Source organism: Micromonospora sp. NPDC049799, assembly GCF_040656655.1.
Lineage (GTDB): Bacteria > Actinomycetota > Actinomycetes > Mycobacteriales > Micromonosporaceae > Micromonospora.
In genome coordinates this window covers 1-9,240 of the sequence record NZ_JBFAMU010000184.1, presented here as the reverse complement: position 1 = coordinate 9,240, position 9,240 = coordinate 1, and the positions used below count along the sequence as shown (strand labels likewise).

Annotated in this window: 6 protein-coding genes and 1 pseudogene; 6 read left to right on the top strand and 1 reads right to left on the bottom strand. The window is 73.3% G+C overall.

The window, feature by feature from the left end:
- Positions 1–2,464: DEAD/DEAH box helicase (locus AB0I76_RS15800; protein WP_357035174.1), on the top strand; the 2,464-nt coding region annotated here is incomplete at its 5' end.
- Positions 2,461–3,378, top strand: coding sequence for an SWIM zinc finger family protein (locus tag AB0I76_RS15795; RefSeq protein ID WP_357035171.1), 918 nt, complete (start codon positions 2,461–2,463; stop codon positions 3,376–3,378). The genes AB0I76_RS15800 and AB0I76_RS15795, both read left to right, overlap by 4 nt.
- A 13-nt stretch (positions 3,379–3,391) precedes the next feature.
- Here the strand turns inward: AB0I76_RS15795 and AB0I76_RS15790 are convergent, their stop codons facing one another.
- Positions 3,392–3,649 (bottom strand): DUF3040 domain-containing protein, encoded by a 258-nt coding sequence (locus tag AB0I76_RS15790; protein WP_357035167.1) that lies wholly within the window; start codon positions 3,647–3,649, stop codon positions 3,392–3,394.
- Between the two features lie 450 nt (positions 3,650–4,099).
- Here AB0I76_RS15790 and AB0I76_RS15785 point away from each other — a divergent pair, with 450 nt between their 5' ends.
- The 4 genes and pseudogenes from AB0I76_RS15785 to AB0I76_RS15770 form a co-directional block, all read left to right on the top strand.
- Positions 4,100–6,208, top strand: a complete 2,109-nt coding sequence (locus tag AB0I76_RS15785; protein WP_357035164.1) for a DUF1800 family protein — start codon at positions 4,100–4,102, stop codon at positions 6,206–6,208.
- A 20-nt stretch (positions 6,209–6,228) separates the two neighbouring features.
- Entirely contained in the window at positions 6,229–7,593 is a 1,365-nt protein-coding gene (locus AB0I76_RS15780) for a DUF1501 domain-containing protein (protein WP_357035161.1), read from the top strand.
- Positions 7,590–9,008, top strand: a complete 1,419-nt coding sequence (locus tag AB0I76_RS15775; RefSeq protein ID WP_357035158.1) for a ferredoxin reductase family protein — start codon at positions 7,590–7,592, stop codon at positions 9,006–9,008. The genes AB0I76_RS15780 and AB0I76_RS15775 overlap by 4 nt, the downstream gene beginning before the upstream one ends.
- Before the next feature lie 13 nt (positions 9,009–9,021).
- Positions 9,022–9,240, top strand: a pseudogene (locus tag AB0I76_RS15770) (FMN-binding protein); the annotation flags it as partial.

The following is a 9,240-nucleotide window of genomic DNA, read 5'->3' as shown; positions in this document are numbered from 1 at the left end:
GCTCGTCGCCGAGGTCCTCGACGCGCTCACCGACGCCGCCGTACGGGCCCGCCTCGCCGACGCCGCGCTGGCCCGGGGCGTACGGCGCCTCGGCGCGGTGCCGGACTGGCTGGCCGCGCTCACCGGGCCGCGCCGCGACTTCACCGCCGACCCGGCGGCCCTGGAGACCCTGCGGAGCGAGCTGGACGCCTGGCAACGCGACGCGGCCGGTGGGGCGGTCCGGGCGAGCTTCCGCCTCGTCGAGCCGCCGGCCGGTGAGGTCGACGGACCGCTGGTCGTGGTGCCGGCCGACCCCGGCACGCCGGTGCCGGTGCCCGACCGGTGGCGGGTGGAGTTCGGCCTCCAGGCGGCCGACGAGCCGGGCCTGCACGTCGACGCCGACACGATCTGGTCCGCGCCGGAGACGGTGACCCGCCTCGCCGCTCCGCAGGAGACCCTCCTCGCGGAGCTGGGCCGGGCCAGCCGGCTCTGGCCGGAGGTGGACGGGGCGCTACGGACCGCCACCCCGGAGGCGTTGGAGCTGGACGTCGAGGGCGCGCACCGGTTCCTCCGCGAGGGTGCGCCGGTGCTGCACGCGGCCGGCTTCACGGTGCTGCTGCCGTCCTGGTGGCAGCGACCGTCGTCCCGGCTCGGCGCCCGGTTGCAGGCTCGCAGCCGTACCGCTCCGGGCACGGTCGCCACCACCGGCGGCGGCGTCGGCATGGACGCCCTGGTCGACTACCGGTGGGAGGTGGCCCTCGGCGACCAGCCGCTGACCGCCGACGAGCTGACCGCGCTGGCCGCACTGAAGACGCCGCTGGTCCGGATGCGGGGCCGCTGGGTGGAGCTGGACCCGAAGCGGCTCGCCGCCGGGCTCCGGCTGCTCCGGTCCTCCGGCGAGCTGACCGTCGGCGACCTGCTCCGGCTCGGCCTGGGCGACGACGGGCAGCCGGACGCCCTGCCGGTGCTGGAGATCGCCGCCGACGGGTCGCTGGGTGACCTGCTGGCCGGTGCGGTCGAGCGCCGGCTGACCCCGCTCGACCCGCCGCCGGCCTTCCAGGGCACCCTGCGCCCGTACCAGCGGCGGGGGCTGGCCTGGTTGGCCTTCCTCCAGTCGCTCGGCCTCGGTGGCGTGCTCGCCGACGACATGGGCCTGGGCAAGACGGTGCAGCTGCTGGCCCTGCTCGCCGGTGACCCGCCGACCGCCGGTCCGACCCTGCTGGTCTGCCCCATGTCGCTGGTCGGCAACTGGCAGCGGGAGGCGGCGAAGTTCGCGCCCGCGTTGCGCGTACACGTGCACCACGGCGCGGAGCGGGCGCGCGGGGCGGCCTTCACCACGGCCGTGCACGACGCGGACCTGGTCGTCACCACCTACACGGTGGCCGCCCGGGACGCGGTGGACCTCGCCGGCATCGACTGGCACCGGGTGGTGGTGGACGAGGCGCAGGCCATCAAGAACGCCTCCACCCGCCAGGCGGAGGCGGTACGGGCGCTGCCCGCGCGGCACCGGATCGCGGTCACCGGCACACCGGTGGAGAACCGCCTCGCCGACCTGTGGTCGATCATGCAGTTCGCCAATCCCGGCCTGCTCGGCCCGGCGGCGACGTTCAAGAAACGGTACGCGGAACCGATCGAGCGGCACGGCGACGCCGAGGCGGCCGAGCGGCTGCGCCGCATCACCGGTCCGTTCGTGCTGCGCCGGCTCAAGACCGACTCCTCCATCATCTCCGACCTGCCCGAGAAGCTGGAGATGGAGGTGGTCTGCACGCTTACCGCCGAGCAGGCCGCGCTCTACCGCGCGGTGGTCGACGACATGCTGGCGAAGATCGAGGCGAGCGACGGCATCGAACGGCGCGGCCTGGTGCTGGCCACCATGACCCGGCTCAAGCAGATCTGCAACCACCCCGCCCAGCTGCTGCGCGACGGATCGGCGCTGGACGGGCGGTCCGGCAAGCTGGCCCGGCTGGAGGAGATCCTCGACGAGGTCCTCGCGGCGGGGGAGAAGGCGCTGCTCTTCACCCAGTACGCCGAGTTCGGCGGCATGCTGCGCGGTCACCTGTCGGCCCGCTTCGGCCGGGAGGTGCTCTTCCTGCACGGCGGGGTCGGCAAGGCCGACCGGGACGCGATGGTCACCCGGTTCCAGTCCGCGGACGGGCCAGCGCTGTTCGTCCTGTCCCTCAAGGCCGGCGGCACCGGGCTCACCCTCACCGCCGCCAACCACGTCGTGCACGTCGACCGGTGGTGGAACCCGGCCGTCGAGGACCAGGCCACCGACCGGGCGTACCGGATCGGTCAGCGGCGGCGGGTCCAGGTCCGCAAGTTCGTGTGCGCCGGCACGGTGGAGGAGAAGGTGGCGGCGCTCATCGCCGACAAGCGGAGCCTGGCGTCCCGGGTCGTCGGCAGCGGCGAACAGTGGGTCACCGAGTTGTCCACCACCCAGCTGCGGGAACTGTTCACACTGGACGATGGGACGGTGGCGGGGTGACCGGGTCCGAGGGCGGCCGGTTCGCCGACTACGGCCGGCCCCGCCGGGTCGACGGTGGCCTGAAGGCGCGCAGTACCCGGGGCGCCATCGGCCGGTCGTGGTGGTCGCGCCGCTTCCTGGAGGTGCTGGAGTCCTTCGCCCTGGGCACCCGGCTCACCCGGGGCCGGTCGTACGCCCGGGCCGGCCAGGTCCTCCGCCTGGACGTCGCGCCCGGCGAGGTCGCGGCCGTGGTGCAGGGGTCCCGGGCGGAGCCCTACCAGGTCCGCGTCGCCCTACCGGCCTTCCCGCCCGCCCTCTGGTCCCGGATCGAGGAGCAGGTGGCCGGACAGGCGTTCTTCAGCGCCCGCCTGCTCGCCGGCGACCTGCCGGCCGAGCTGGAGGAGTTGTTCGCCGAAGCGGGCGCGCCGCTCTTCCCGACCGGCGTGGCCGAGCTTCGCCAGCGGTGCAGCTGCCCGGACTTCGCGGTGCCCTGCAAACACCTGGCGGCCACCTTCTACCTGCTCGCCGAGGCGTTCGACGCCGACCCGTTCGAGCTGTTGCACTGGCGGGGCCGAAGCCGCGCCGAGCTGCTGGACCGCCTGCGGGCACTGCGTGGAGCCGGCGGACCGTCCACGGCGGACGGATCCACTCCCACCGCTGCGGACGCGGTGGCCGGCGCCGCCGCGGAGGCCGCCCCCGCCATTCCCGTCGCCCCCGCCGGCGCCGCACGGGCGCTCGCCGGCCTCACCCCGGCGCCGCTGGCCGAGACGGTGGACCGCTTCTGGGTGCCGCCCGTCCCGCTGCCCGACCGGCCGCCCACCCTGGTGACCGGCCCGGACCTGCTGCTGCGGCAGCTCGGCGCACCGGCCCCCGCCATCGGCGGTCCCGGTCTGGTGGAACGGCTGCGCCGGGCGTACCGGCAGCTCGGCCGGTGAGAGCGGCGGACGTTCAGAGCCAGCGCCGGCGGTAGCGCCACATGAGCGCGGCGTTGGCCATCAGCACCACCGCGCAGATGGCACCGGCCAGCCTCCCGGCCAGTACGGTCATCGCCGGTAGCGCGGCCCACAGCACGATGGTCAACAGCATCAGGTAGCGGCCGCGGCGGGCCCGGGCCCGGTTGTCCACCTTGGCGAAGAACGCCGGGTCGCTCTCCCGGAGATGACGGGTGATCTGCTCGAACCTACGCTGATCCTCTTTGCTGAGCATGTGCCTTCCCCTCACGCGTTCAGCGGTCCGGCGGCATACCCGCTGCGACGGTGGCTCACGCTCCCCCTCTGCTGCTACTTTGCCGACGACACCCGTGTAGCACGGCAGGACGCCCGTGCGGCCGGTGAGCCCGGGCTTAGCACTTCCTTAAGTTTGCCTGTTGCGATGAACGGCGCGAAAAGCGCCGCGTGTGCGGAAAACGTTACGTCCGGCCCCCGATGTGTCGCGTCCGCCCTGCTCGCGAGGTCTGTCGCCGAACGGGCCGCGATCGGGGGTCGCGGCGGGGCGCTCAGCACCGTCTTAAGTGACGTTTCGCGGCCCTCCGGCGCTGCTTGAAGGCGCTCGACCCCTTGGCTACCTTCCCGTAGCAACCTCCTCAGGCATCAGCCGCCGCACCCGAACCCTCCCCGGTCCCGGTCGTTGCGGCGCAAGAGAAAACAGGATTGGTACATGGCCGACCAGAATGTGCCACCACGTCGACCGCGGGACGACCGCGGGTGGGACGGAACCCAGCACCCCACCTCCCCGGCGTACGACGGCTACACGTCCACGCCGTACGGCTACGACTCCCCCCAGCAGGGTGGCTACCCGCCCCAGACCGACCCCCGGGGGCAGTACGCCCAGCCCGGGTACGCGGCACAGACCGGTTCCCGCAGCCCGTACGCCCAGCCCGCTCCGCAGGGCTCGCAGTGGGTGGGACCGCAGGGCTTCGGCCAGCCCGCCCGAGTCCCGGCGGCCGGTCCCGGACTGCCCAACCTGGACGACGACGGTGAGCCGGGTCGCAAGGTCGACCGGCGCAAGGCGCTGGCCGCGATCGGTGGCACCGCCGCGGTGGTCGCCGGTGGCGCCGCGCTGGCGATGACCCCGCAGATCCGTGGCCTCTTCGGCGACGAGTCCGCGACGGCCGGTGACGCCACCGGCACCACCGTCACCGACGGCACCGCGGCCCGCCCCAGCGGCCAGCAGCCCAGCACGGTGCGCACCTACACCGAGCAGAACGAGAGCTACATGGGCTCCCGGGCGGGCGAGGCGCTGAAGAAGAACAACCCGGCCGGTGGTCGTACCTTCTCCGGGCCGGCCGCCGCCGCCGCGGAGACCAAGGTGACCGTCAAGACGGTCCTGGCCAAGGACCCGGTCCTGCACCTCGCCCGGCGCGCCACGTTCGGGGCCACCCCGAAGGTCCTCGCCGAGATCAAGGAGCGCGGGATCGACGGGTGGCTGCGCTGGCAGATGGACCCCGACAAGATCGCGCCGACGAAGGCCGAGCTGAAGCTCGCCGAGCTGTCGACCCTCAAGCTCAGCTCCGAGCAGCTGCGCGAGCAGCGGGACCAGCTCAACGAGCGCGGCGCCCAGCCGGAGCGGGAGATGGTGGACGCCACCATCGCCCGGCAGATCTGGTCGGACCGCCAGCTCTTCGAGGTGATGGTCGACTTCTGGAACGACTTCCTGCACGTCGCCGCCGACTTCGACGGCGGTGAGGTCTACCGCAACTCGTTCGACCGGGACGTCGTCCGGGCACACGCGCTGGGCAGCTACCCGCAGATGCTGCTCGCCGCGAACAGGCACCCGGCGCTGCTGCTCTACCTGAACCAGAACGACTCCCGCGCCGACGCGGTCAACGAGAACCTCGCCCGGGAGAACCTGGAGCTGTACTCGGTGGGCGTCGACGGCGGCTACACCGAGAAGGACGTGCGGCAGGCCGCGATGCTGCAGACCGGCCGCGGCGTGCAGGACGGGAAGTACGTGTTCCGCCCGGAGCGGCACTACGTCGGCAAGGTGAAGATCCTCGGTTTCACCCACGCCAACAACTCCTCGGACCCGAAGAAGGCCGAGGCGGCGATCGACGCGTACCTCACATACATCGCGCTGCACCCGTCGACCGCGCGATACGTCGCGCAGAGCCTGGCCACCCGCTTCGTGTCGGACACCCCGCCGAAGTCCCTCGTGGACCGGCTGGCGAAGGCGTACACGGTCAACAAGGGCATGGTCAAGCCGCTGCTCATGACGCTGTTCAGCTCCTCGGAGTTCTGGGCGGCCGTGGGGCAGAAGGTCCGGCGGCCGATGGAGTACGTGGTCGCCACGTACCGCTCCGCGGGCGTCTCCCCGGAAGCGGCGCCGAACCACGACAACGGCGACAGCAAGCGCACCCCGTACGCCCGCGGGCTGCGGCAGATCCACGACAAGATGCGCGAGCTGGGCCAGTACCCGATGGGTCAGCCCACCCCGGACGGCTACCCCGACGTCTACGTCGCGTGGACCTCGGCCGGCACGATGGTCAACGGCTGGAACGAGGCCGGCGAGATCCTCGCCGGTTACCGGACGGCCTTCACGCACACCAAGGCGGAGAAGCTGGTGGCGAAGCCGCCCACCACCGCCGGGGCGTACGTGGACGCGCTCGCCCTGCGCCTGGTGGGGCAGAAGCTCAGCGCCAAGGAGAAGTCGCTGATCCTCGGTGTGGCCGGGGTCGCCTCCGGCGCCCGCGTCGACGCGACGTTCAACGGGGCCGTCAACGCCGTCGCGCGGGCGATCCTCGCTTCCCCCCAGCACCACCTCCGCTGAGGCCTCCCATGGAGAAGACTGTGCACACGTTCCCCCTGCACCCCGACTGCCCCGACGTGCGGCGGCTGGCCGACAACCCGGCCGAGGCGCTGCTGCGGGCCGAGGCCGACATCGTCACCGCCGAGAACGCCGCCGAGCGGGACCGCTACCGCCGGCTCGAGGACCTGGAGGAGGCCCAGCAGGACGGTCGCGGGGTGACCCGGCGGACCTTCGTCGCCGGCGCCGCCGCCACCGCCACCGCGCTGGCCACCGCCCAGTTCGTCACCACCTCGGCGTCGTTCGCGGCGACCAAGACCGGCACCCTGATCCACGTCTTCCTCTACGGCGGACTGGACGGGCTGAGCCTGGTCGCCCCGGACGACCCGGTGCTCGCCAAGGCCCGTCCCGACCTGCTCCTGGGCGGGGACTCCCTCGCGGTCGGGCGCAACTTCAAGCTGACCAGCGCCTTCAAGCCGCTGGAGCCGTGGCTGAGGTCCAACCAGCTCGGCTTCATCCCGGCGGTCTCCGACGAGCGGCTGTCCCGCAGCCACTTCCAGGCCGCCGACGCCTGCAACCTGGGTGGTCTGCCCGGCGAGACCGGCGGGCGGGGCTGGCTGGACAGCCTGGTGGACGCGCTCGGCACCGGCACCGCGTTCCGCAGCGTCGGCATCGGCAGCACCCTGCCCCGGTCGCTGGTCGGCACCAACGGCGCGCTGTCCCTCAACAACGTCGGCTCGCTGCGGCTCAACGGCGACGACAGGTTCCGGGCCGCGACCGAGAAGGCCATCAAGGGTCTCTTCACCGGCATCAACCACCCGGTCGAGGAGGCCGTCCAGGACGGCCTGGGCGCGCTGGCCACCGCGCAGCGGCTCGCCGCGAAGCCGTACCAGCCGGCCGAGGGTGTCAGGTACGAGGGCGTCGGCAACGCGTTCAAGCAGCTCGCCCAGCTCATCAAGGGCGGGGCGAACGTCCGGGTCGCCACCGTCGGCATGGGCGGCTACGACACCCACGAGAACCAGGGCACCGGCGAGGGCGGCCAGCTGTGGCGGCGGCTGAACGAGCTGGCCTCGGCGCTGGCCGCGTTCTTCACCGACCTGGGCGACCGCGCCGACGACGTGACGGTCATGGTGTCCAGCGAGTTCGGCCGGCGGGTCGCCTCCAACGGCGGCGGCACCGACCACGGGCACGGCGGCGTGGTCACCGTGCTGTCCGGCCGCAAGCTCGCCGGGTCGCTGCTCGGTACCTGGAACGGGTTGAACGATCTGGACTCGGGCGACGTACCGGAGTACAACAACATGTTCAACGTCTACGGGGCCGTGGCGCAGGGCCGCTTCGGGCTCACCAACGCGGAGGTGGACAAGATCTTCCCCCGGCAGAAGTACACCCCGATGAAGCTGTACGCGTGACGTACCCGCACACGCACGCCTCCGGCCGCCGCACCGGGACCTCGTCCCGGCACGGCGGCCGGTCGGCTGCGGACGTCCCGCCGGGCGTGCCGCCGCGGCGCGGACCCGGCGGCCGGCGAGCGGTGGCCGTCCTGCTCGTGGTGGGCCTGCTCGCCAGCGTGCTGCCCTGGTGGCTCGACACCCCCGCCGGCTCGTTGAAGAACTCCGCCGCCATGGTCACCGCCGCCGGCCGGATCACCGGCCTGGTCGCCGGCTACCTGCTGCTCGTGCAGGTGCTGATGATGAGCCGCCTCCCGGCGCTGGAACGCTGGATCGGCGGCGAGAACCTGGCCCGCTGGCACCGGGACGTCGGCGCCACCCTGCTGGTGGCGGTGCTCGCGCACGCGTCGCTGATCCTCGTCGGGTACGCCGACCTGGAGAACAACTCGGTGTTCACCGAGGCGGGCGTGCTGCTGCGCGACTACGAGGACATGGTGTCCGCGTTCGCGGCGGCCGGCCTGATGGTGCTCGTCGGCTTCACCAGCGTCCGGGCCGTCCGTGCCGCCCTGCCGTACGAGCTCTGGCACGCGCTGCACCTGTCCAGCTACCTGGTGCTGCTGCTCGGTTTCGCCCACCAGTTCAGCAACGGCGCCCAGCTGTTCCGGCCCGGCCCGGTGCGCACCATGTGGATCGCCCTGTACGTGGTCGTGGTGGCCGCCCTGCTCTGGGGCCGGGTGGTCGCCCCGCTGCGACTGAACCTGCGGCACAACCTGCGGGTGGCAGACGTGGTCGCGGAGAGCCCGGACACCATCTCCGTCTACCTGACCGGCGACCGGCTCGGCCGGCTGGAGCTGCTCGGTGGCCAGTACTTCCGCTGGCGGTTCCTCACCCCCGGCATGTGGTGGCAGTCCCACCCGTTCTCGGTCTCCGCGGCCGCCAACGGCCGCTGGCTGCGGCTCACCGTCAAGGTGGTCGGCGCACACACCCGCGACCTGCGCGACCTCGACCCCGGCACGCGCGTCTGGGCCGAGGGTCCGTCCGGCACGTTCACCGCCGCCCACCGCGTCCGGGAACAGGCCCTGCTGATCGCCGGCGGCAGCGGCATCACCCCGATCCGCGCCATGCTGGAGGAACTGCCGCCGGGCGCGGCACTCATCTACCGCGCGAGCACCCCCGCCGACGTGCTGCTGCACCGCGAGCTGGACTGGCTCGCCCAGGCCCGGGACGTCCGCATCTGGTACGTCGTCGGCTCGCGGCACGACCCCGGCCCCCGGGAGGTGCTGAGCCCGGCCGGCCTGCGCCGGCTGGTCCCGGACCTCCTCCGGCGGGACGTCTACCTCTGCGGGCCACCCGGCCTGGTCGAGCAGTCGCTCGTCGTGCTGCGCCGGGCCGGCGTGCCCCGCCGGCAGATCCACCTCGCCACCTTCGAGTTGTAGGAAGGCACCTCCCATGCGCCGCGCCCTGCTCGCGATCACCGGCCTGGCGGCCAGCACCACCGTCCTGGTGGTGCTCAAGGGCTCGCCGGGTGCCAGCCAGGTCGCCCAGGACCTGCCCGCCGACCTCCCGGCGGTCGTGCCCGGCTCCGCGGACCCGACGGCCACCGGCGACGCGGTCACCGCCGATCCGTCGCCCACGGACGCCGCCGCCTCGCCCCGGCCCACCCGCAGC

Coding starts and splice junctions, on each gene's coding strand:
- AB0I76_RS15790 (WP_357035167.1), bottom strand. CDS start 3,649: ATGCTCAGCAAAGAGGATCAGCGTAGGTTCGAGCAGATCACCCGTCAT.
- AB0I76_RS15785 (WP_357035164.1), top strand. CDS start 4,100: ATGGCCGACCAGAATGTGCCACCACGTCGACCGCGGGACGACCGCGGG.